General features: G+C 38.6%; 22 protein-coding genes and 2 pseudogenes. 13 read left to right on the plus strand and 11 right to left on the minus strand.

Annotated elements, in window-relative coordinates:
• Positions 1-44 precede the first annotated feature (44 nt).
• Positions 45-1,208 (plus strand): LPO_1073/Vpar_1526 family protein, encoded by a 1,164-nt coding sequence (locus B9Y77_RS04205; RefSeq protein ID WP_217807215.1) that lies wholly within the window; start codon positions 45-47, stop codon positions 1,206-1,208.
• Between the two features lie 117 nt (positions 1,209-1,325).
• On the opposite strand, the gene B9Y77_RS04210 is transcribed toward B9Y77_RS04205, so the two are convergent.
• From B9Y77_RS04210 to B9Y77_RS04235, 6 genes and pseudogenes are all read right to left on the minus strand, one after another.
• Positions 1,326-1,985: a hypothetical protein gene (locus tag B9Y77_RS04210; RefSeq protein WP_139829255.1), complete on the minus strand. Its 660-nt coding sequence runs from the start codon at positions 1,983-1,985 to the stop codon at positions 1,326-1,328.
• Between the two features lies 1 nt (position 1,986).
• Positions 1,987-3,009, minus strand: coding sequence for a hypothetical protein (locus B9Y77_RS04215; protein WP_085490574.1), 1,023 nt, complete (start codon positions 3,007-3,009; stop codon positions 1,987-1,989).
• Between the two features lie 606 nt (positions 3,010-3,615).
• Positions 3,616-4,461 (minus strand): hypothetical protein, encoded by an 846-nt coding sequence (locus B9Y77_RS04220; protein ID WP_139829256.1) that lies wholly within the window; start codon positions 4,459-4,461, stop codon positions 3,616-3,618.
• Positions 4,462-4,692: 231 nt separating this feature from the next.
• Positions 4,693-5,715 carry a virulence RhuM family protein gene (locus tag B9Y77_RS04225; protein ID WP_085491443.1) on the minus strand — a complete coding sequence of 341 codons (1,023 nt, stop codon included), beginning with the start codon at positions 5,713-5,715 and terminating at the stop codon, positions 4,693-4,695.
• A 385-nt stretch (positions 5,716-6,100) separates the two neighbouring features.
• A pseudogene (locus tag B9Y77_RS04230) lies at positions 6,101-6,574 on the minus strand (UDP-N-acetylglucosamine 2-epimerase); the annotation flags it as partial.
• A 57-nt stretch (positions 6,575-6,631) separates the two neighbouring features.
• Entirely contained in the window at positions 6,632-8,509 is a 1,878-nt protein-coding gene (locus B9Y77_RS04235; protein ID WP_085490576.1) for a hypothetical protein, read from the minus strand.
• Between the two features lie 212 nt (positions 8,510-8,721).
• On the opposite strand from B9Y77_RS04235, the gene B9Y77_RS04240 reads away from it, so the two are divergent.
• From B9Y77_RS04240 to B9Y77_RS04250, 3 genes are read left to right on the plus strand one after another with little or no spacing between them, the layout of a single operon-like run.
• Entirely contained in the window at positions 8,722-9,300 is a 579-nt protein-coding gene (locus B9Y77_RS04240) for a TIR domain-containing protein (RefSeq protein ID WP_217807217.1), read from the plus strand.
• Between the two features lie 43 nt (positions 9,301-9,343).
• Positions 9,344-9,847 (plus strand): TIR domain-containing protein, encoded by a 504-nt coding sequence (locus B9Y77_RS04245; protein ID WP_085490578.1) that lies wholly within the window; start codon positions 9,344-9,346, stop codon positions 9,845-9,847.
• Positions 9,844-10,725: a macro domain-containing protein gene (locus B9Y77_RS04250; protein ID WP_085490579.1), complete on the plus strand. Its 882-nt coding sequence runs from the start codon at positions 9,844-9,846 to the stop codon at positions 10,723-10,725. The genes B9Y77_RS04245 and B9Y77_RS04250 overlap by 4 nt, the downstream gene beginning before the upstream one ends.
• Positions 10,726-10,794: 69 nt before the next feature.
• Here B9Y77_RS04250 and B9Y77_RS04255 read toward each other — a convergent pair.
• The 5 genes and pseudogenes from B9Y77_RS04255 to B9Y77_RS04275 form a co-directional block, all read right to left on the minus strand.
• Positions 10,795-11,016: pseudogene (locus B9Y77_RS04255) on the minus strand (IS256 family transposase); the annotation flags it as partial.
• Positions 11,017-11,028: 12 nt separating this feature from the next.
• Positions 11,029-11,541, minus strand: coding sequence for a hypothetical protein (locus B9Y77_RS04260; RefSeq protein ID WP_085490581.1), 513 nt, complete (start codon positions 11,539-11,541; stop codon positions 11,029-11,031).
• Positions 11,541-12,104 carry a Panacea domain-containing protein gene (locus B9Y77_RS04265; RefSeq protein ID WP_085490582.1) on the minus strand — a complete coding sequence of 188 codons (564 nt, stop codon included), beginning with the start codon at positions 12,102-12,104 and terminating at the stop codon, positions 11,541-11,543. Before B9Y77_RS04265 ends, B9Y77_RS04260 begins: the two co-directional genes overlap by 1 nt.
• A 91-nt stretch (positions 12,105-12,195) precedes the next feature.
• A complete protein-coding gene (locus tag B9Y77_RS04270; RefSeq protein ID WP_085490583.1) occupies positions 12,196-12,939 on the minus strand; it encodes a hypothetical protein in 744 nt (247 codons plus the stop codon).
• Between the two features lie 31 nt (positions 12,940-12,970).
• The gene (locus B9Y77_RS04275) at positions 12,971-13,318 is read right to left on the minus strand and encodes a hypothetical protein (protein WP_139829257.1); all 348 of its coding nucleotides are present in this window, start codon (positions 13,316-13,318) and stop codon (positions 12,971-12,973) included.
• Between the two features lie 323 nt (positions 13,319-13,641).
• Between B9Y77_RS04275 and B9Y77_RS04280 the strand changes: the two genes are divergently transcribed.
• The 9 genes from B9Y77_RS04280 to B9Y77_RS04320 all read left to right on the plus strand — a co-directional run bounded on the left by B9Y77_RS04280 (position 13,642) and on the right by B9Y77_RS04320 (position 22,009).
• The gene (locus tag B9Y77_RS04280; RefSeq protein ID WP_085490585.1) at positions 13,642-14,904 is read left to right on the plus strand and encodes a DegT/DnrJ/EryC1/StrS family aminotransferase; all 1,263 of its coding nucleotides are present in this window, start codon (positions 13,642-13,644) and stop codon (positions 14,902-14,904) included.
• Positions 14,904-15,587, plus strand: coding sequence for a sugar transferase (locus B9Y77_RS04285; protein WP_085490586.1), 684 nt, complete (start codon positions 14,904-14,906; stop codon positions 15,585-15,587). The genes B9Y77_RS04280 and B9Y77_RS04285 overlap by 1 nt, the downstream gene beginning before the upstream one ends.
• On the plus strand, positions 15,587-16,180 hold the full coding sequence (locus B9Y77_RS04290) for a hypothetical protein (protein WP_085490587.1): 594 nt from the start codon (positions 15,587-15,589) through the stop codon (positions 16,178-16,180). The genes B9Y77_RS04285 and B9Y77_RS04290 overlap by 1 nt, the downstream gene beginning before the upstream one ends.
• 3 nt (positions 16,181-16,183) lie before the next feature.
• Positions 16,184-17,377: a glycosyltransferase family 4 protein gene (locus B9Y77_RS04295; protein WP_085490588.1), complete on the plus strand. Its 1,194-nt coding sequence runs from the start codon at positions 16,184-16,186 to the stop codon at positions 17,375-17,377.
• Positions 17,378-17,392: 15 nt separating this feature from the next.
• Positions 17,393-18,172: a glycosyltransferase family A protein gene (locus B9Y77_RS04300; protein WP_085490589.1), complete on the plus strand. Its 780-nt coding sequence runs from the start codon at positions 17,393-17,395 to the stop codon at positions 18,170-18,172.
• Entirely contained in the window at positions 18,157-19,044 is an 888-nt protein-coding gene (locus B9Y77_RS04305) for a glycosyltransferase family 2 protein (RefSeq protein ID WP_139829258.1), read from the plus strand. Before B9Y77_RS04300 ends, B9Y77_RS04305 begins: the two co-directional genes overlap by 16 nt.
• A gap of 103 nt (positions 19,045-19,147) precedes the next feature.
• Positions 19,148-20,200: an O-antigen ligase family protein gene (locus B9Y77_RS04310; protein ID WP_176221710.1), complete on the plus strand. Its 1,053-nt coding sequence runs from the start codon at positions 19,148-19,150 to the stop codon at positions 20,198-20,200.
• Entirely contained in the window at positions 20,175-21,194 is a 1,020-nt protein-coding gene (locus tag B9Y77_RS04315; protein WP_085490592.1) for a glycosyltransferase, read from the plus strand. The genes B9Y77_RS04310 and B9Y77_RS04315 overlap by 26 nt, the downstream gene beginning before the upstream one ends.
• Positions 21,191-22,009 carry a PIG-L deacetylase family protein gene (locus B9Y77_RS04320; protein WP_085490593.1) on the plus strand — a complete coding sequence of 273 codons (819 nt, stop codon included), beginning with the start codon at positions 21,191-21,193 and terminating at the stop codon, positions 22,007-22,009. The genes B9Y77_RS04315 and B9Y77_RS04320 overlap by 4 nt, the downstream gene beginning before the upstream one ends.
• The last annotated feature ends 116 nt before the right edge of the window (positions 22,010-22,125 follow it).

Here is a 22,125-nt window from a genome sequence, read left to right on the forward strand (position 1 = left end):
AGATTTGTTCTTGCATTAGTATATTTCATCTAAAGGATAATTCTATGATTGACTACATCATCGCAAACAAGACATGGATTTTTAGTGGTATAGGCATTCTAGTAATTACCGGAATCGGTTCCTTCATCGCAATAATCTTCAAGCGTAAAAAGAAAAACAACTCTTCGCAAAATCAATCTTCGGGGAACAATTCCGTCAACATACAAACCAACGGAAATGTCACAGTCAATCAAACTAGCGCATCCTATACAGAAATCAGAGAAATTGCACTTGATGTTTTCAAAGCAAACTTCATGGTATCGACTGGAAACTCTCAAAAAACAGCGAACAAAAGAGCAGAGCATATAACAGAAGAATTTCTTGGCAGATTGCAAGAAGAGAATCCATCGGGATTAGGCGCTGCGGAGGAACCAGATTTCCAGGACGCATTGTTTACTGTACAAAAAGAATATGCAAAAAGCGGAGATGCTAAATTAGGCGACATTCTAGTTGATTTGCTCATAAACCGAAGTAAAGAACAGCACCGTAGCCTAATCCAGCTTGTTCTTAACGAGGCCATAAAAACTGCTCCGAAATTAACACAAGAGCAGCTGGCAATACTTTCCGTGATATTTTTACTTCGGTACACAGCACAACTTAACATCACATGCTTAGAAAACCTCGGCGATTATTTAGATAAATACATTCAACAACAAATCCCTCACCTGAACAAAGGGGATGCATATTATCAACATTTACAATATGCAGGATGCGGAAACATAGAATTGGGAAGTGTTGAATTATCCAGAATATGGGAATCGCACTATCAGGGGTTGTTTTTTAAAGGGTTTGATCTATCTCTGGAAGAAAAAACAAGAATCTCTGAAGGATCATTTTCGACATTCATCATACCTTGCTTAAACAACCCTTCGAAATTTCAGGTCAATGCCCTAACGCAAAAAAATTTAGAAGAAAAACTGTCTAAATCAAATCTCAGAGAATCAGAGAAAACATTTATCAAGGAACTTTTTAACAGGAACAAGATGTCCTATGATGAAATAAAAACGAAAATAACAGAAATCCGCCCATATATGAGCGATTTCTATAACATTTGGGAAAAATCCTCAATGAAAAAATTTCAACTAACTAGCGTTGGAATTGCGATTGGACATGCCAACATCAAGAAAACGAACGGAGAATTTACCGACCTTTCGATATGGATAAATTAAACAGGATCTTGCTTGTCGGGATTTCTTTCTATAGGTTCTTAATGGTTGTTCGGGTCAAAGCAACCCACGGCGGTTCCGAGATAATTGTTGACATCCATATTCTTTGACATTACACAATCACTTCACTATGGCAATTTTTCCATCAAACACCAAAGTTCCTCCCTCATAAAAGAGTCCTCCTTCTTTATGGAAACTGCCGGATATCCAACCTTCTCCATCAAGCGAAAATAAAGTCGATTTCAAGAACGAATGTCCCTCTTTCTTACCTTCCCTTTTTATCAAAGCCCGCAGAACATAGATTTCTAATTGATATAAGCCCATTAACGCTTTAATGACATTCCCTTGGTTTGCAAATTTATAATACTCCTGGGTAATATCCTCGATAGTTCCTACTTTGAAGCGTTCGTGTTTTATCTTGTTATACGCAGTCCACCAACCGGGATTTCGCATGCTCCAATTCTGCCATGGAATTTCATCAAAGGATTCCGACACAACTCGAACACGTTCAAATTCCGGGACGTTTGCCAAAATATATGTTTTGTAATCATTAATGTTTGAGACGTTGTTTTGCCTCAACCCCTCCGAGCAAAAATACCTGGCAAGAATATCAATTTCGCTACCTATTTCAAGGAGTAATTTCAAGAATGCCGAAGAATAAGTTGTGTAATTACATATATCAAACGCAACAAATCGTTCCGTCTGAATAAATTCTTCTTCTATGGAGGTGTAATTCTTCCAATAAAGCTTTCTAAAGGTCTCTGCAGTCATTTCTCCCATTTTATGCATCCTTTTTTAAAAATTGAACATCGGCTACACCACTCTTTTCAGGAGGATCAAGAATTTCCATGTAATCGTCCAGTGTTATTGGATCATAAGTGTATTTGACAAAAACAAGACAATCTTCAAATTTATTCAGGCCGCACATATAATTATGGAAGACCGCCAGCCATTTATACTTTCGTATGATCTTATTTTTCAGAGCAACAGCATTTTTGTCGTCTTTGTTGACATCGCTATAACCACAATACTTCTGAATGCTTCCATATAAAAACTTCTGATGCCTAGCCAAATTGTCGTGAATTTGTTTTTTTACATCCGAAGATATCGCTGTTCGAGTTCTCTCGTATTCTTCTGGAGAATCCTTTTCAAGTCGTTCCAACACTTCCATGCCACCATTTTTCAAAACGGGATAAACCTTTTCTAATTCGGGAACGGACAAATAATTCAGAAAAGGCTTTTTGTCTCCAACAGCACCGAATACCAACGATTCAACCCACGCCAGCATACCGTCCTTTGTAAGAAAATCATTCGGGAATAGATTGTTGATTAAAGCAGAAACTGCCTTATCTATTGAATTATCGATAAGAATTCTTGGGTAAATCCCTGTTTCCTCCAGATTTACAGCCTCTATCAGAGCGGGTCCCATAATCAGCGTTTCGTCCGAATAAAATTTTCCCGCCGTGACCCCTCCTCGCAACAATAACGCATGACCAAACAAAACCTCCCTTTGTAATTCAGCAATCACCTGAAGGAAAGTCAGCAATCGAATTATTTCCAAAGGAGAATCAGTAATCTTTAGGTACAAGGCAACATTATCCGAAAACAACCTATATTCTATTTTCATTTCAGGGAGCGTATTCAGAGGCCTTGAATTGTTTATTCCTAGTGCAGCTTTTAGCGAACAAGCAACCATCCCCTTCAATTGGTACAGAAAAGACAAGGCCGCATTGTCATCATCGGCAAAATAGGATTTGCAGCCAAGAACATCAAAATAGGCTATGTAGTATTCACCAAATTCCATATTTGGCACTCCTTTAAAGGAAAAAAAATCACAGTTAAATATACATTCCCATTTTGTCACAAAATGACAATACCGCCCCTTTTTCAAGCAAAACATCCCCTTCCGAGTGTGGCGACGGAGCCGTCACCCTCGGTTTTAGGAAAGTGCATTTGTCTAGATTATCTACTTTTCCTTTCATAAACAACCTTTTTTGTATTATAGCAGACTTGTTACGCATCCTATCATGGATTTCAACAAAAAAAATTTTTTCACATCAGAAGTTTCCCGCCAGGATTACACGAACCTTAGCAAGGTTTAAACCACCCTCCAACCTTGAAGAAATGGTTTTCCTATATATTATACGGAGTAACTAGTACATCACCGGGCAAAAATGCAGTTCGGTTGGGATAAAAAAAGTCCATCAGGACCAGATTTGGTTCGCCGAGAAGGGCAAGCCCCACGAAGCGACTGTGCTAAAGCGGCTTAGCGGAATCGAGATGAGCAACGATTTCGATTTGATCGAGGCAATGAAGGGGGGTAAGGGAACAGAAAACCGAACCTTCCTGGCTCAAGGAAATGTCCGCTGGAATCGACCGTGTCGAGCCGTTTCACTAGCTGAATAAAAAATCAGGAATCAACCTCATCTATATAATCATACATATCAGGTTCAGATTCATGCATTTTTTCATAATTATCAAAACAAGCCGAAAGTGCATTATACGACATCAAAATAGAACTTACCTCATGAGCAGCGTCTTCCGTGCCACCCAAATCAAACCACACCTTATCTTTTAAAATTAAAGAGATGTTGGCTGCAACAAAGGCAATTTGCTTATTCACCAAACTTTTCAAAGACTGAATTGAATTATAATTGTATGTACCAAACGGACTTAATGAAAGAAAATTAGGGTCGCCTATGTACGGTTCTATAGGCAATGCTGAAGACGAATTTGCATGAATAAATTCTGAGAGTTTTGAGCCAATAGGATCTTTAATAAACTCATTATAACAGGTTTCGTCGACATCCTTTAAAACAGTTTCTATTTTCTTTGCTGCCTTGCCTCGGCCTACATGTTTATTCCAATACTCATTAGCATCCAAGGATTCTCCCATAATAGCTTGAGCTTCATTTTTATCCAATATAATCAACAATTCCAGTTGCATTTCTTCGAACGCACGTCTATAAAGAGCCAACCCCATTGAAGAATATCCAGAAAGGAAAAGGATTCTAACAGAATTCACGTTCTTTATCAAATCCAATACCAGAGTAACAGGGGATTTCGGAGTGTCAATCCTTTCATACAATTTGGACAAGAGCCACATTAGATAAATACTTTCTTCATATAGCCTAAGCCAAGGTTGCAGCAGTCCATTAAGTTTCTGATCAATTTCACTCCGACGATTCAATTGACGATAAAATTCTTCTCGACGATTAATATCTTCTTTTGAAAAATCTTTTTCTTGTTGTTTCAAGTACCGCAAAATAGATAGATCTATTTGATTGTCAATATAATCGTACATAATTCTCTAACCTTCATATTATTTTTTATTTTCGCACACCTGTCTGCAATCCGATCCCGAGACCCTTTCTCCAGAAAGGGTTTCGCACTCTATACGCCCGGTCAAGCCGGGGAAGACAGGTTGACAACAAAAGGATGATTCACCTGAAACTAGTTCAGGGCAGGCTCTCTCGGCACGAAGTTTTCACTTCTTTTCTTCAATCGCTTTCGCTTCATTCAGGAACTTGTCAAAATCGCTCTTGAACAGTTTGTCCTGGACAACGCGGTATTTTTCGAATTCACTTTCGGCAAAAGCCTTTGCAATTTCAGCCGACACCCGACCCTTGTCTGTCAGAATCTCCACCTCGTTGAAATCCAGGAACTTGTTGAGGCGAAGCGCCCAATCTTCCATCGTCATGGGAATCTGCCGTTTCGCCTGAAATTCCGCATAGTCAAGGTACATTGTCACGAATCGTTCCAGTTGATGCAATTCATCCTTTGAAAGGTAGTTCTTCGCAATGCTGACATCCGACTTCTCGATTTTCCCGTCAGGCGCCTTGCGCCAGGTCGTCAAGCCCATGTGCGTCTTTTTCGCATCGGCGCGTTCCATAATGAGTTCGGCAGCCGTATGCCGGTGGATAGCCCAGTGCAACTTGTTCTGCACATTTGCGAAAAAATCCCTTGTCGTGACGGCATCCCGGCTGTAATCGACACTCGTCGCGTAGATATCGGTAATCTTCTGGTAGAATTTCCGCTCCGACATCCGGATTTCCCGGATTTCTTCAAGCAGGTTCTCAAAGTATTCTTCGTCAAAAATCTGGCCGTTTTCCAGGCGTTGTTTGTCGAGAACATAACCCTTTATCGCGAAATTGCGCAAAACGTTGGTCGCCCATTGCCTGAATTGCGTTGCGCGGATAGAATTCACGCGGTATCCCACCGAAATTATCGCATCGAGATTGTAGAATTTGGTATTGTAAGTCTTGCCGTCGGCGGCAGTATGTGCAAATTTTGCACATACTGAAATTTCTTCCAACTCGTTGGTCTCAAAAACGTTCTTTAAGTGCTTGGTGACTACGGACCTATCGACATCGAACAGCCTTGAAATTCCGTCCTGCGTGAGCCACACATTTTCGTCCTGGACGCGCACTTCTATCGAATCCTGAGAATTCTGCTTGGTAAACACCAAGAAATCGATGGTACTATTGCGAATCTGCAACATTTTGCTCATTTCTACCTCAGAATTCAACACAACAGGCTCTTTTTTGTTCATTTTCAACTCCTTCCTTGCGGACAAGCAAAAACCGCAAGGCACAAAGATACACATTTGTTCACTATTAAATATACACAAACACGAGACGGTTGTCAATAGGTCCGCCCCGTTTTTTGCTGGAATTTTCTGTCCTTCGCGTAGGCGGCCACCGCATTCGACACCGGGCGTTCCCTGCTGCGCAGGGGCGGGCTCTCGCGGCATAAAATTGCGGCCTCACGCCGCAATTTTTCAGCCTAGAGGGCCGAGCGCGGGATACGAGCGGCCCTCCCGGCCCTACGGGCTTCGATCCCTAACGCAAAGAGTCCCGCCATAGCGGGACTCTTTCAATTTCAAGAGCAAGATTCTAGAACTTTCGCCAAACCATCTTGTTGACGATACCGGTGTAGCTCTGGATGATCTTCACGACCTTGGTCGAGACGTTTTCTTCGATGTAGTCCGGCACGGGGATGCCGTAGTCGCCGTTCTTATTCATCGTGACGGCGGTGTCGACGGCCTGCAAGAGGGACTTTTCGTCAATGCCGGCGATAAAGAAGCAGGCTTTGTCAAGCGCTTCGGGGCGTTCCGTGCTGGTGCGGATGCAGATTGCCGGGAACGGGTGGCCGACGCTTGTGAAGAAGGAACTTTCTTCGGGGAGCGTGCCGCTGTCGCTCACGACGGCGAATGCATTCATCTGCAAGCAGTTGTAATCGTGGAATCCGAGCGGTTCGTGCTGAATCACGCGCTTGTCGAGCTTGAAGCCCGAGGCGGCAAGGCGGTTACGGCTGCGCGGGTGGCAGCTGTACAGAATCGGCATGTCGTACTTTTCGGCCATTTTGTTGTTTTAACGCATTATAACCCGTTGCGCAGAAATATCTAAGAGGTCCCCAAAGCACATTCACTTATTCGACACCCTTAATCTAGCGACAGGACTTATTTGGCTTAAAAATCTAGTAGCTTGCTTGTCCATCGGCTTATTTGGATTAATTAAATTTTCCCTTTCATTCATTTTATTTCTCAAAAAATCATTTTTTTCGATTAATTTACTTCCTCCATATTTGGCCAAAGCAGCAAATGTTCCAATGAATCCAAAAATTGCCAAATCACCCAAAGCCTTACCCAGTGCAAAACCAGCCACATCGCAAAGAAGAGATAATTCCAAATCCAAACGTTTCGCCTGTTCATCTCTTTTTAATCTTAAATTTCCAAGCGATTTATTATATTCTAATATTTTCGCATTTCGTTCTTCAGGAGTAAAAGAATCCAAGTAAGAGAAAAGCGTATTAAAATTTTTCGACGTACAATATGTTTCCGAAAACTGCAAAATTTCATGTATTGTGGGGTAATCTTTAACTTCTAATATATCCAAATTAGGAACAAACATTTTCCCATTTGAATAAGATTTCATCTGTATATTATGCTGTTCTAATTCATCCGCATTCCGACATTTAAACAACTTAATCATATTGTACATAAGCGATGCTTGCGTTTTTGTTTCATAATCTTTTGCCCAAAAAGGAAAATAGAACGCATTCAAAGCACTTGCAATATGAACATATTCTGAGTTCACAACGAATTCAAATTCTAAAGCATCTCTATTTGGAACATTATCAGGTATAGAAAAGCAATTGTTAACGCCCAATGCAGAAATACATGAAGAAGAATTAAGTGTCAGCAGCTCAAAAGATTTTCTAAGTGCTCTTCGAGGCCATGTCGCTAAATTATACAATTTTTTGGACACATCTACTCCCAAACCAGCAAACAAATCAGGCGATAAAACAGGCAAACATTCATCTGCAATCAAACAATTTTTATTCATTTCAACCAAATCGGCTATTATAAGAGCGTTCAAACATCGTCTAGAAAGAACTGCTTCGGGTTTCATTTTATATATCGAATCAAGAAAACCATAGTCAATCCTATTTGATGGTTGGTTCGTAATAAAAGTTATCCGACTTTGATTAACCAAAGAGATTAACTCATCTTCAGTAACTTGCTGTTTTAAACAAAAATCTTTAACAGATGTTTCACAGGGTAATTCAACATAAATATGATCAAACATCAATATTCCATTACGAATATTCACATTTGAAAAACTAGAGTATTTGATATAACAAGAATTTTTTTTACAACGTTGGCCAAGAATAGTTTCCTTAGAAACTGATCCATTGTATATACCCTTTATGTTATCAAACCAAAAAGCTTCATCATGTCTTTCGTATTCAACATTTGCCGAATTCCATCTCGTTGGCAAAATTATCAAAACAGGATTCGTGTCGGAGCCCACACTAAAACTTCCATCCTCAACCTGATCAAAAACAGCCTTAAACTTGATAACATCACCACTCATTGAGTCTAAAAAAGATGTGAGCTGAGAATTATACAAGCCACTCATGTTGTTAGGAAAATGGACCTTGACAACCCTATTTTCAACAGAATCTATCTTAATTGACTTTAGGAAAGAAAACTTAGAATACAATAAATTGTAAAACTGATTAACAGTCCATCCTATGCCAGAGAAATTATCCCCTATTTGGGAATCTTCAATAGTAGGGATTTCCCTGACAAAATTTTTGGGCAAATCAAAAGTCAAATTAACAGGACTAGTTACAAAACGAATAGAATAATCAAACTCTTTACATAAAGCTACCCTATTCTTAATGGGATTCTGAATATATATCAAAAACTTATTTTCCGAAACTTCGAAAATTCGCGTTTTGAAAGAAGGATACACACTTCTCAATCTTAAATCATCTCTTCTCACATATTGTTCCATACAGGTTTCCTTCAAAAAAAGCCAAATTCATTAACATATATTTAAAATCAGCAATTGGCACAATTATTTTGAATATAAAAAAATACCTTTTGAGATTTCATCTATAAATCTTCAACACGTATACAAAACACTCTATATCTTGCACAAACAACTTAACAAATCTATGAAACCGTTCTTATATTTCCCCAAAAGAGCCTTGTCCACAAGGAGGAATGAGATTTATGGAAGACCATAGAACAGGCAACTACACCGCCTTTTATGTCAGCGAACCTTTCGATTCGTCAAATTTGGGTGCCAACGCGACCAAAGACTTCTGCTATTATCGAACAATAACAGCATGGGAAGCAAAAGATCCTGATTTTCACTTCATAGATTCCCATGACAAAACATACAATATTCGCGATGACAGCTCCTGGGAAGATACATTGAAGCCAAGACTCCACAAACGTCTCAGAAAATCAAAGAACATTATCCTAATCTTGAGCTCCAATACAAAAAACAGCCGAGCTATTCGGGAAGAATTAGACTACGGGATTAACACCTGCGGTCTGCCCATTATTGTGATTTACCCCGATTTCCCCGAGAAATCAGATATCGTTAATAAAGAAGGTAAAATCCTCCTCAATATAAAAAAAATGTGGGACAAATTACCGGTTTTCAAAAACAATATGAGCAAAGTCGCTACGATTCATATAACATTCAAACAGGATCTATTAAAGACGTGTTTGGACGCCCCTGATTTAACCGTACAACATATGACAAAAAAAGGCCGATTCTATTTTCCTATATAAAACAAGTCCATATTTGTTATTATATTATTCATTGGAGAATAACATGACCTACAGAAATAGAACATACATTGCTTTTGACGGCGACAATGACATGCCGTATTACAACCTAATGCGAGCATGGAGTGAAAACGACAATTTCGAGTTTAAATTCTATAATGCCCATGGAATAAACACAGCTCGTGACACCAGCCAAGAAGAATCGATTAAAAAACAATTATTGTATCGTTTCGAATACACAAAAATATTTGTATTACTTGTAGGAGAGCACACACGGTTTCTATACCGTTTTGTTCGGTGGGAAATAGAGCAAGCCATTCGACTACAGTTGCCAATAATCGTAGTAAACATAAATGGCACCCGGCATATCGACAGCGAATTTTGTCCACCAATTCTCGAAGACAAGCTAGCCATTCATGTTGCGTTCAAGCAAAAAATCATCCAGAAAGCTTTAAATGAATGGCCCGCATATCATGAAAAATGCCTGAAGGAAGGAAAAACTGGTCCTTTTTATTATAATGATTCTACATATGAGGGCTTAGGATTATGAAATATCTCACCAAGCTTTTTTTTGTTAGATATATTGAAACCATTGGAGTTTTCCTATTAATAAACGAATTACTGTGCACGCTTTTAGGTCCTGACAAATTAGATTTCATTCCAAAACCAATCATTTTCGGCGTACTTCCTGTAATAGTTTGCATCATCGAGTTATTACGCAAGTTATTTTTCACCGATTATTCAATTAATCAAACGGATTCAAAGATTTCACTATCATTTGGAAATATCTTAAGAAAAAAAGGAATTATCATCATACCTGTAAATCAAGAATTTGACACATATGTTGGTGACGGTATCGTTTCCCCAAGATCTTTGCATGGAGAGTTTATAAATAGATTCTATAAAAACGATTTAACTACACTAAACACGCTCATTGACGCCGAATTACAAAAACAAAAAACATCTTATATAGCAAGACCTAACAAAACAAAAGGCAAGCAAAAAAGTTATCCATTAGGAACATGTGTTAGAGTTGAAAAGAATGGCATAATCTTTATTCTTGCCGCATTAACAACTTTTGATGATAAATGCCACGCCAAATCAATAGACAGATTTCAACGAAACGAATTTTTATCAAAAATTTGGGAATGGGTTCGATTAAACGAAGAACCAAGTAACATTCACTTTCCATTAATAGGGGCTGGAAATTCAAGAATGAAAGGAACCTCACAAGAAAAATACCGCGCTATAGTTGATTCGGGAATAGCGGAAATTAGCCAAGCAAAATCATTTCAAACATTTGATATAACACTACCATTTTGCAATTTTTCAAAATATGAGGAATTTGACGAATACATCCGTTTTAAAGCATTGTATAAGGATGTTTCTAATTCGGATCAAACCAATCTAGGAACGGAGACAAATTAGTCTCGCCATACAAGCCGGAAGTGTAAATCAAACTGTGTCATCGTCCGTTGTTTGATCACTTGAGTAAAGTTATAAAATTTTAAATCGTTCCTCGAACCTTATACATAGTTGCTGAGCGATTAAGGACCAGTTCGCCAAGGGCATGGTCCATTTCTTTTTTATGTTGCGATAAGCCAGATAGACGAGCTTTAGCAGGGGCTCATCTGAACAGAACTCGTCTTTAGTCTTTGTCACTTTGCGGATTTGGCGATGGTAACCTTCGACCGTATTGGTCGTGTAAATCAGCTTGCGACACAGTTTATTTTACAGCCTCGCCTCAACTTTGTCTTCGTCTGGCAACACAAAATCATTTATGCCGTAAATTTTCTTTATGTGTTCTTCAATAAAATCGGAATCTTTTAATTTTCGCATCATAACGCTTAAGTCATAAGAATTTAAGCGACCTTTCTTTTGTGCGTTTCTAGCAACAATCTTGCGGACTTTTAGTTCCTTGATTTCAAAGCAATCCAACCAACTGTCGTATTCTAAAATTCCTCTATAATTTTTCTCATACAACAGATATTGTTCATTTTGCCATTCTTTTGATTCTGAAAAATCGTTATCCGAATTAATCAAAACTGCAGCAATTTGTTTTCTATCTGATTTTGCACCAGAAACAACAATGTATTTTAGTCGAGTCGGGTAGCCTTTTGTATTTATACCATCAGCCGGATCTAGTTCGACATAGATTATGTCGCCAACACACAAATCCTCGGCAGACTTTACAAAACACAATTTTTCATGAAGTTTAGCAAGAACTCCGCCTTTATCTTCCACTATGCAAACTCCGCTGCAAGAAGTTCCTTTTCGCGGATATATGCAATCATTTTTTCAGAAGCTTGACCGGACCTTGCAATGTCGATAAACGTCATTACATCTTGTTGCGGATCTAGCTTAGCCCTTTCGACCACACTTTTGTAAACGGAATCATGCGATTCATCAGACAAAGCATATGATTCTTTGTCCTTACAGTAGTCAAACCACTTGTCGAGGTATTCCCGTTCTTTTTTAGCTATAAAATCCAAATCAGGTTTCTTTTGAGCAAAAACCTTCTGATCTATAACCTTAATAGAATCCATAAATTCTTTCAAATCAGGAAAATTATTATAGGAACCTTCCTCAACATTTTTTATAACCTTATTAGTCAATGTTGGAATAGGGCCGTGCATTCTAGCTTTAAATGTTTCAGGAACAATAGGTTTTCCAAAACGACTCAAATAATCACGTTGGGCAAAATAAAGAATTTTAAAAAGTTTGATATAATCAACGCCATCATCAAACTTCTGTAATATATATAATATTACATTTTCTATTTTTTTTATTTGTTCTTGAGTTTTCATTTTTTCACTTCAAAAATAGCCATTAAAAAAAGCGTTGTCAAGCATCCATTTCATTATTAATATACAAAAACATTACAAAAACGCCAATATATTATTTATTTCTCAAATCAATACAAATAACCGCAACCTTTTTCTCAAAGCCATATGGAATTTTCTTTTCTATATCCTTTTGCAATGTTTCAGGATCTTTTTTGAAACAGAAAACAAGACATATGCCCAAATATATGCCTGACGTAAAATACTTATCAATTAATTGTTCTGTTAAACCACTATAAAGACTTTCTGCATTAAGGTCCCTTTTGCATTCAACCTGAACTGTATAATTTCGGCCTTTTTTGTTTACAAGCCTCATATCTACACGATTATGACCTTCATTTCCTTCTTGAATAACATCCAAATCATCCTTGTTTGCACGAATCAAATTTCTTAAAATTTCATCTCTACACTCGTGATAATCGGGTTCATCCTTCAAAACATTAATGAAAGGCTCTTTATAAAAATATTCTAACCGTTCATCTTCTAAGACATCTTTGGCCAATTTCCTTATTTTACCTGACGAACCTAATGTTAGCAAGTCACTTAAAAAGAAAAGATAGTGATTAGGTTCGCTTTTACATTTTCTATATTCCGCAATTAGGAAAGTATCTAGTCCCGACTCATAAAAGGATTTTGAGGCGAGCGAAAAGCCCTTTCTATAAAAATATGGATCATTTTGAGAATAATCTCGAATAGCTTCAACGACCTGTTTCTTTTGTTGTGTTGAAAAGAAAGAATTGTCTCCATATTGATATTGTAAATACGGATCAATTTTTATCAATTCATCTTCTTCAAGCAATGTACAGAGCCACGAATATACACCCCGATATTCAGAATACACACAACCACTTTTGCTCATAATTTAGAGGATCAACAGTATAAACCTTAACAGGCGCATTTACAAAGTTACATAAAGCATCTTCATCTCTATTTCCACACCAATCCATTTCACGACATGCAATTACAACGGCAATTTCTCTTTGTGCAAAATCACTCAATATCATGGCAAGTTCTTTGACAATTGCGCTTTTAGACTTGCCCGTATTCGAATTTCGATATTCATCAAATCCATCGAGCAACAAGAATTTTGCTGTCTGAGCTATACTTTTTTTCAATAAAAAATCTTCAACAGAATAATACAGACATTCTTTTGGGTGTCTTTTTTCAAATTCCTGCAAAATCCGTTAAGGTCAACCCGACAAATGGAATATCACTCACAATCACCCTCTTTATTTAACAAACTTTTCAACCAAGTCTACAAGTTGGCTATACGCCCCTTTTATTTTTGTCAAACTATATTCCAAGACTTAGAAATTGTAATGTTTTTGGGATTAAAAATACATTTTACATCAAAAAAAAATCCAAAAAGGAATATTTGTTTGAAAAACGCCCCAAAAGAGGGGCGAAGCCCCTCTTTTTAGGCTTTTTTTCATACATAAATTTGCCGTTTTAGCGGTTTCTCCCCTCCCCTACCGCAACTACCCTGAGGTTGCGGTAATCCATGACGCGTTTCGAGAAGAAGGTCTGGCTCTCTAGCCCTACTATGCACGGCGACGAGATCAAGTTTGTCACCGAGGCTTACGAAACCAACTGGATGAGCACCGTCGGCGCGAACATCAACGAAGTCGAAAGGCTCGCCGCTGAGAAGGTCGGCTGCAAATACGCCGTCGCACTCTCTGCCGGCACCGCAGCCCTCCATCTCTGCACAAAACTTGCTGGCGAAGCCCTTTACGGCATGCCCAAGGCGGGCGAAGGCTCGCTCCGCGGACACAAAGTGTTCTGCAGCGACATGACGTTCGACGCCACCGTGAACCCCATCGCCTACGAGAACGGCGAGGCAGTGTTCATCGACACCGAATACAAGACGTGGAACATGGACCCGGTCGCCCTCGAAAAGGCATTCGAAATTTACCCGGACGTGCGCCTGGTGGTACTCGTACACCTCTACGGAACCCCGGCCCGTGTTGATGAAATCCGCACCATCTGCCAAAAACACAACGCCCTCCTTATCGAAGACGCCGCCGAAAGCTTCGGTGCAAGCTACAAGGGCAAGCAGACCGGCAACTTTGGCGACTACAGCGCCATCAGCTTCAACGGAAACAAGATTATCACCGGCAGTAGCGGCGGCATGTTCCTCACCGACAGCAAGGACGACGCCGAGAAGGTGCGCAAGTGGAGCACCCAGAGCCGCGAGGCCGCCCCGTGGTACCAGCACGAAGAAATCGGCTACAACTACCGCATGAGCAACGTCATCGCTGGAGTGGTACGCGGCCAGATGCCCTACCTCGAAGAGCACATCGCCCAGAAAAAGGCCATCTACATGCGCTACAAGGAAGGCCTGAAAGGCCTGCCCGTGCAGATGAACCCCTACGATGCCAACAACAGCGAACCGAACTTCTGGCTCAGCTGCATGATTATCGACAAAGACGCCATGTGCAAGCAGGTGCGCGGCGAAACTGAAGCCTTGTTCATCCACGAGAAAGGCAAGAGCTGCCCGACGGAAATCCTCGAGCGCATCGCCGCCATGAACGCCGAAGGACGCCCCATCTGGAAACCGATGCACATGCAGCCCATGTACATGAGCCACGCATTCATCACTGCTAACGGAAATGGACGCGCTCGCACGAACGCCTATATCGCAGGTGAAACCCGTGACGTGGGTGCCGACATCTTTGCCCGCGGACTCTGCCTCCCGAGCGACAACAAGATGACCCCCGAACAGCAGGACGCCATCATTCAGACCATCAAGGAATGCTTCGAGTAATGTACGCTCGTTTCTTCAAACGCCCACTCGACTTCTTCTGTGCTCTGGTAGCCATTCTCTGCCTGAGCCCGATTCTCGTCGTGCTCACAGTCCTTGGAGCCATCAAGATGAAGGGCAACCCGTTCTTCACGCAACCGCGTCCGGGCCTTAACGAAAAAATTTTCAGGCTCATCAAGTTCCGCACGATGACGAACGAAAAGGACGCCAACGGCAACTTGCTCCCGGATGAAGTGCGCCTGAATGCTTACGGCAAGTTCCTCCGCAGCACGAGTCTTGACGAACTCCCGGAACTATTCAACATCCTCAAGGGCGACATGGCAGTAATTGGGCCGAGACCGCAACTTGTGCGTGACATGGTCTTCATGACTCCAGAACAGCGCAAGCGCCACACCGTGCGTCAGGGACTTAGCGGGCTTGCACAGGTGAACGGACGTAATGCCGTAACTTGGGAAAACAAGATTGCTTTTGACTTGAAATATATCGACCATATCACCTTTATCGGGGATGTGATAATCATTCTCGCAACGCTGGGTAAAGTGTTTAGGCGTGATGGGATCACCGAAGAAGGTTGCGATACAGCTACTGACTTGGGGGACTATCTGCTTTCAAGTGGCAGGATTACCCGCGAACAGTACGACCGTGGACAAGTTGAAGCGAAAAAACTGATTGCGGAGGCTTTCTGATGCTCTACAAGTTGGCGCACATACTCCGCGACAAGTTCGGGTTCCTTTGGAACATCATTGAATGGTGCAATGCTTTTGTGTTTTCTCTAACCCACAGAAACGCTTTGAAACAGATCCCGGAAATCCTTAAAGAATGCTCTGGGCAGTTTACACTCCGCATGGCTGCACCAGCCGATGCGGATCCGCTTGCCATATTTTTTGCCGAACAACCTGAAGAAGCCTTTAAGTTCTTTAAGCCTCATGCATTCGATGAGAAAACACTTTCGAAAATCATCAGAAACAAGGCATTCCTTACGTTCCTCGTCATCGATGGCGATAAAATTGTCGGATACTTTTTCTTGCGCTGTTTTGTGAACGGGAAAAGTTTCAGGGGGCGTATTGTCGATTACCGTTGGAGAAACAAAGGTATTGCAAAATTGATGGGCTTAACGATGAACAAAATCATCGCGCAACTTCATGTCCGTCTTTTCGGTTCGATTTCACCCGACAATTACGCCTCCTTGCAATCTACAAAGGCCGTTAATGACATTCGCATTATCAAGACTCTTGATAACGGTTACTACTACATCGAATATTTGCCGAAAAAAGACTAGTATATGAAAGACATCGTTATCATTGCGAATTTTGTAGGTGGATTGCACGGGACGGACAATAATCGTTTCCCGTATTTGGCAAGCATGCTGTGCAAAGATAACGATGTGGAACTGGTTGCGTCCGATTTTTGCCATGGGGAAAAGGCTCGTCGGACAAATATTTATAATTTTCCATTCAAGATAACGCTCTTGAACGAACCGGGATACAAGAAAAACATCTGTTTGAGACGGTTCTGGAGCCATTATGTCTGGGGCAAGAATGTCGTCAAGTATCTGAAATCTCGAAAGAAACCAGATGTTGTATATTGCGCGGTCCCTTCTTTAACTGCTCCAGCAAAAATTGCTGACTATTGTAAAAAAAATGGCATTAGATTTATTATTGATGTGCAGGATCTTTGGCCTGAAGCGTTCCAAATGGTTTTCAAAGTTCCTGTACTCAGTAAACTTGTTTTCTGTCCATTCAAATACCTGGTAGATAAAGCGTATAAAAATGCAGATGAAATTGTTGCAGTTTCGCAGACTTATGTGGACCGGGCATTGTCGGTGAACGAAAAAGGCGCTAAAGGCTATTCTGTTTTCCTTGGTACGAATCTTGAATCATTTGATGAAAATGTAAAGAAAAAGATTGATTGGTGTAAGCTTGTTTTTCCGAAAGATGATGAAATATGGCTTGGGTATTGTGGAACACTAGGAAAAAGCTACGATATTCCAGCCGTTATAGATGCTTTATACCTGCTTGGTTCAAAAAACAAATCAGTTCCTAAATTTATTGTTATGGGAGACGGCCCTCAAAAGGCTGAATTTGAGGCTTATTCGAAAATAAAGAATGTAGATGCATTGTTTACAGGACGAATGCCTTATGAATGTATGTGTGCTCTGTTGTCACTCTGTGATATAGTTGTTAATCCCATTGTAGGTTCATCAGCTGCAAGTATAATTAATAAGCATGCAGATTATGCTTCTGTTGGGAAACCTGTTATTAACACACAGAATAGTCCTGAATATAGAAGGCTGATTGATGCGTATGAAATGGGGATTAATTGCGAAAGTGGAAATGCAATAGAAATAGCCCAAGCGGTAGAGACGTTGTCTGCTGACAAAGGTTTAAGAATTAGGATGGGGAAGAGTGCTCGCAAGTGCGCAGAAGAAAAGTTTAATCGAGGAAATACATATTTGGCAATTTCAAACATCATCTAGAATTGGAAATATACTATGAGCCAAGTTGAAGTTTTAATATCCGCAATGAATCAAAATGGTCCGTCTATTTTTAGACAGACAAACATTCAGTCTAGTGCTTTGATGGTAAATCAATGTGATGTAAATGATTATTGGGAACAAAAGCTAGAATTTGGAACAATCAGAATCTTTTCAACAAAAGATCGAGGCTTAAGCAGAAGCCGAAATATGGCTGTAGAAAACGCCTCAAAAAAGTATGCTTTGTTATGCGATGATGATGAATATTTATACAAAGATTATCCTCAATTAATCGAAACGGCTTTTGCAGACAATCCCAAAGCAGATGTAATCTGTTTTCAGGTCAAGTGTCCCGGGAAAAAATATTCAAGTAAAAGCTTTAAACTTGGATACATAACAACTCTTAGAATTGCAAGCTGGCAAATTTGTTTTAGATTAGAATCTGTAAGAAAAGCAAACATCGTCTTTGATACTCGATTTGGCTCTGGAACTGTGATGGGATCTGGCGAAGAGAACATTTTTTTATATGATTGTTTGAAAAATGGCTTGAACATTTACTATGTGCCGATTTGCATTGGTGAAGTGTCTCGTAAAAAATCAAATTGGTTTAAGGGGTTTACACAAACTTATTTTTTTAATCGAGGGAAAATTTTAAGACGGATGATGGGTTCTTTTTGGGGAGGTGTATATTGTGTGTATTTTGTAATTGCAAAACATCGACGCTATAAAAAGGAAACGAACTTCGCAAACGCCTGCAAGAACATTGTTAAAGGTTTTTTCTCGTGGTCGGAAAAATGAGCCCTTTAGTATCTGTCATTATTCCAACATTCAAAAGATCGGAAATGCTTCCGAGAGCGATAAATTCTGTATTGTCGCAAACGTATAAAAATGTTCAAGTTGTAGTTGTTGATGACAATAATCCTAATACAGACTACCGCCAATTAACTGAAAACAGAATGAAACTTTTCGCAAATGACAATCGTGTAAAGTACATTCTTCATAGTAAAAACAGCAATGGCTCTGTTGCTAGAAATACTGGAATAAAAAATGCAGATGGAGAGATTGTTACGTTTTTAGATGATGATGATGTGTATAGGCCGGATAAAATACAAAAACAAGTCGAATTTTTACTTAAGAATAAACGGTACAGAGCTGTATATTGTGGATGGACTAGAGAAAAAGAATATATTCCATCTCATCAAGGAAACTTGTCATATGATATACTGAGTGGTGACAATATCATTTATACAAATGCAATCATGATGTGGAAAAAAGACGCTTTATCATGTGGAGGGTGGGATGAAACTTTTCTACGTCATCAAGAAGCGGCCTTTCTTCTGCGTTTTTTTTCTAAAGGTGGAGAAATTGGCGTTGTATCAGAATCTTTAATAGATTTTGATGTGTCTGATAGATCAAATGCTCCTCAAAATCCCGACAAAAATAGAGACCATGTATTACATTTGCTAAAAAACTATATTGATACAATGGAATGTAGTGAAAATATTGAAATAAAAAAGAAGATTGTTTCTCATAGGTATCGCGGAATTTTGTTAGGCTATTTGAAAAGACGTTGTTTTATAGGGGGACTATTCTTCTATTTTGGGGCGTTAATTAAAATGCCCATACGATTCAATGTTGATTTAATAATATATATTTTGAAACACGTCTAAAATGTTAAGATATATAAAGACACCGGAATTTCTTTTCGTTTTGTATGTTTATGGATTTGTTTTATTACGTCCATTGATATATTTGACACATGATTATTCCACAATGATTATAGGTGGTTATGTATCATTATTGTTGATTTTGCTCACGGTAGTAAACAGATCTTCTAGAATAGACTTGCGAAATATTTTTGTATGGTTACTCCTATCATTATTTTTTGGATCTCAACTCGTTTACGCAACTTTGTTTAAGGGGTATGAGACTTCTTATCAATATTCTCTAAATTTCATCATATTTGGATTTGTTCCGTTATATTTTTTATTGAATGTCAATAATTTTAAATTATTGATTTATTGTGCCTTTATAATTTCATGTGTAAATGGTTTGGTTTTATTACTTGATCCTTTGAATGATTATTGTTTGTCTGGTAATTATATGGGGTATGGTTTTGACTTGTTGATGTTTTCGTTTTCAGGGTTACTTTTTGGTTTTTATGCTTTAAGGAAAAAAATACTGCTTGCTCCAATAATAATAGAATTATCTTTTATAGTTATCTATGGAAATAAGGGCGCTGCGCTGGGTGCTTTAGCCATGCTGTTGGTGATGTTCTTTTTTCAAATAAAATCCATTTCTAAGTTAATTCTTTCGTTGGTAATCTTTCTTATTTTAGCGAATTGGAAATTGTTGCTGTCTGCAATTGTTAGTCAACTTATGAAATTCAATCTACCCACGTATTCACTCTTAACATTGCAATTGCTAGTCTTGGATGAATCTGATCAAGTATATTCAGCAAGAACAAATATTTGGAATGTTGCAATTGAATGGATTGAACGAAATCCTTTTTGGGGGAATGGAATATGTACTTTTGACGAGTTTAACAATGGCTATGTTCATAATGTTTTTTTAGAAATAACGCTCGCATATGGGTATATGGGATTAATTGTCTTTGTTGGGTTGTTAGTGCATAGTATTTTTTTGCTTGTGAAGATGAATGATCCGTATAAAAGGTTCTTTCAATTAATCCTTTTAGTTGGATGGCTTGTTCCGATGCAATTTTCTTTAACCATTTGGAATGTTTCGTTATTTTGGATTTATATAGGGATATATCTTCTTTCGATTACAGGAAAAAAAGATGAAAGTTTTAGTCAATACGTATGATACGGCTTTTCAAAATATAGCAGGAGGTGTTCACAAACGAATAGAAAAAACCTCTCGTTTTATAAGGGATCTTGGTTGCCAAATAGATTTCTTTGATAAATTTAGTACAAAAGTTGAAGATTATGACATTCTACATGTTTATATGATTGATGTTGGTAATGTTGAATTGGTAAAGTATGCAAAATCCAAAGGTTTAAAGATTGTTTTGTCGTCTATAGTCAATCTAAATCATAGCCTTTCATTAAGATTGTATTGGCTTATTAGAAAAATGCCGATAATGACTACATATAAATTATTTTTCCAAATGTGCTTGTTGGCTGACGTTATTGTCGTTGAAACGGAAAAAGAAAGAAAGTTTGTTAGTAGATATTTTCATGTTTCTGAATCAAAAATAACAATTATTCCAAGTGGAGTTGATGAAGTTTGCTATAAAAAAGATGAACTTATTTTTGAGAAAATAGGGAAAAAATGTGACTATGCAATAGAGGTTGCAAGATTTGATCAAAACAAGAATCAGCTGAATGTAATAAAGGCTATGGCAGGTGAAAAGGAAAATGTTGTTTTTGTTGGTGGCGGCGATTCAAAGAATTCCAAATATTATCAGCAATGTTTGGATATTGCAAAGAAATGTAAAAATATTCATTTATTAGGTTGGGTTGATGCGAATTCTGATTTGCTGAAATCTGCCTATTCAAATGCAAAAGCTGTCATTTGTTCATCTTATCAGGAAACTTTTGGCCTTTCAATTTTGGAAGGAATTCAAGCTGGAGCATTCCCTATTCTTTCTAAGACATTACCGATTTTAGATTTTAAAGAAATGAGTGGATGTGAAACCTTTGATCCAGATGATTTGATGGATATAAGGGATAAAATTAAGAAAGTTATGAATACTAATAAAGTTTTTGAAAATAGAGATATGGTAAAATCGTCATTTTCATGGGATGCTGTTGCTAAGAAACATGTTGATATATTTGAAGGCTTGCTGATAAAATGATGCAAAAAAAAATAATTATTAGTTTTTTGTATAGAATAAAAACCAAATTGTTTTGGACTGTTGATAGAGTTGTTGGTCGACTAAAGTCTGAATATATTGATATTCCTGTACTGAATGCCGATTGTAAAATATTGATCCTTGCCCCGCATTCCGACGATGAGTGGATAGGTTGCTCACAAATCATCAAAGATAATACAGATGTGTTAATTTGCAACATGGATATGGATGGTGGTGATACACAAGAAATTCATGCCATTCGTTATCAAGAAATGAAATCTTTGGCAAATAAATATCATCGACCGTTTTCTACCGTTAATGCGAATAATAGGGAATGTGGTCTTTTGAAAATAGTTCAAGATTATCGCCCAGAAATTATTTTTCTTCCTTTTTTTATGGATTGGCATGAAGAACACGTTCAGGTAATGAATGTACTGAAGAGCGTGTCTGCCTCAGTTAAAGGATTTCAAATAGGAATGTACCCCGTATCACTACCAATGTTGCCGAATTTTATTACTCATTTTAGACCTTTGAATAAAACAGCATTAAAGGCCAAATGGGATGAGTTCTTGAATGTTTATAAAACGCAAACGTTTATTCCATGGAAGCGCTTCTTGGCAAATGAGCGAATTAATGGTGCTTATTTAAACCAATATGCGGCTGAAGTTTATTCGATAATTCCTGTAGAGCAGTGGATTAAATTGTTGGATAATCACTTGTTGACTGACGAGCAAAAAAAATGCTTAAAAGGTAATTTGAATAAAATTTCTAAAGTTCGAAAAATGATGAGTCTGTTTTATGCTGCGAAAGAGGCTTGATGTTATGAAAAAGATTGGGCAAGAGACTATGTTTGGCAATAATTACGGAGCTTGTTTGCAGGTGCTTGCTTTGTAACATATATGTTGTGCAAACATTCTTGCTTTAAAAAATATGC

This window comes from Fibrobacter sp. UWB13 (genome assembly GCF_900177805.1).
Classification (GTDB): Bacteria; Fibrobacterota; Fibrobacteria; order Fibrobacterales; family Fibrobacteraceae; genus Fibrobacter.

Excerpts from the sequence above, each read along its gene's own strand:
- B9Y77_RS04205 (WP_217807215.1), top strand. The coding sequence starts at position 45 with ATGATTGACTACATCATCGCAAACAAGACATGGATTTTTAGTGGTATA.
- B9Y77_RS04210 (WP_139829255.1), bottom strand. The coding sequence starts at position 1,985 with ATGGGAGAAATGACTGCAGAGACCTTTAGAAAGCTTTATTGGAAGAAT.
- B9Y77_RS04215 (WP_085490574.1), bottom strand. The coding sequence starts at position 3,009 with ATGGAATTTGGTGAATACTACATAGCCTATTTTGATGTTCTTGGCTGC.
- B9Y77_RS04225 (WP_085491443.1), bottom strand. The coding sequence starts at position 5,715 with ATGAGCAAAATGTTGCAGATTCGCAATAGTACCATCGATTTCTTGGTG.
- B9Y77_RS04235 (WP_085490576.1), bottom strand. The coding sequence starts at position 8,509 with ATGGAACAATATGTGAGAAGAGATGATTTAAGATTGAGAAGTGTGTAT.
- B9Y77_RS04240 (WP_217807217.1), top strand. The coding sequence starts at position 8,722 with ATGAGATTTATGGAAGACCATAGAACAGGCAACTACACCGCCTTTTAT.
- B9Y77_RS04245 (WP_085490578.1), top strand. The coding sequence starts at position 9,344 with ATGACCTACAGAAATAGAACATACATTGCTTTTGACGGCGACAATGAC.
- B9Y77_RS04250 (WP_085490579.1), top strand. The coding sequence starts at position 9,844 with ATGAAATATCTCACCAAGCTTTTTTTTGTTAGATATATTGAAACCATT.
- B9Y77_RS04265 (WP_085490582.1), bottom strand. The coding sequence starts at position 12,104 with ATGAAAACTCAAGAACAAATAAAAAAAATAGAAAATGTAATATTATAT.
- B9Y77_RS04280 (WP_085490585.1), top strand. The coding sequence starts at position 13,642 with ATGACGCGTTTCGAGAAGAAGGTCTGGCTCTCTAGCCCTACTATGCAC.
- B9Y77_RS04285 (WP_085490586.1), top strand. The coding sequence starts at position 14,904 with ATGTACGCTCGTTTCTTCAAACGCCCACTCGACTTCTTCTGTGCTCTG.
- B9Y77_RS04290 (WP_085490587.1), top strand. The coding sequence starts at position 15,587 with ATGCTCTACAAGTTGGCGCACATACTCCGCGACAAGTTCGGGTTCCTT.
- B9Y77_RS04295 (WP_085490588.1), top strand. The coding sequence starts at position 16,184 with ATGAAAGACATCGTTATCATTGCGAATTTTGTAGGTGGATTGCACGGG.
- B9Y77_RS04300 (WP_085490589.1), top strand. The coding sequence starts at position 17,393 with ATGAGCCAAGTTGAAGTTTTAATATCCGCAATGAATCAAAATGGTCCG.
- B9Y77_RS04310 (WP_176221710.1), top strand. The coding sequence starts at position 19,148 with ATGATTATAGGTGGTTATGTATCATTATTGTTGATTTTGCTCACGGTA.
- B9Y77_RS04315 (WP_085490592.1), top strand. The coding sequence starts at position 20,175 with ATGAAAGTTTTAGTCAATACGTATGATACGGCTTTTCAAAATATAGCA.
- B9Y77_RS04320 (WP_085490593.1), top strand. The coding sequence starts at position 21,191 with ATGATGCAAAAAAAAATAATTATTAGTTTTTTGTATAGAATAAAAACC.